1 pseudogene is annotated in these 248 nt (G+C 62.9%); it reads right to left on the bottom strand.

The annotated features are described in order from the left end of the window. Nucleotides 1-199 (bottom strand): annotated as a pseudogene (locus SB764_RS43320) (hypothetical protein); the annotation flags it as partial. Nucleotides 200-248: the final 49 nt, after the last annotated feature.

Here is a 248-nt window from a genome sequence, read left to right as displayed (position 1 = left end):
CCGGGCGGGCCGGCGGAAAGATCATGACAAACGGCTCGCCGTGCCGCAGCAGCACATCCATGTCGTCGAGCCAGCGCTGCGCATAGCCGTCGGAAGCGATCGCGTCGTTGCGTACGACGACGAGCGGAAAGTCGGTGACATCGAATACGGCGAGCGTCGCCAGTGCGGACGACATCTTTCCAGCGTGTTGGGTATGCATCAGGTCGATCTCCTTCGAGTTGAACAGCATGGGTCGAAACGGGCCGCGC

Origin of the sequence: Paraburkholderia sp. SIMBA_027 (assembly GCF_046535315.1) — a bacterium.
Taxonomy (GTDB): domain Bacteria; phylum Pseudomonadota; class Gammaproteobacteria; order Burkholderiales; family Burkholderiaceae; genus Paraburkholderia; species Paraburkholderia tropica.
Note: the sequence above shows the minus strand (reverse complement) of the source record. Positions and strands in the feature narration are given on the sequence as shown.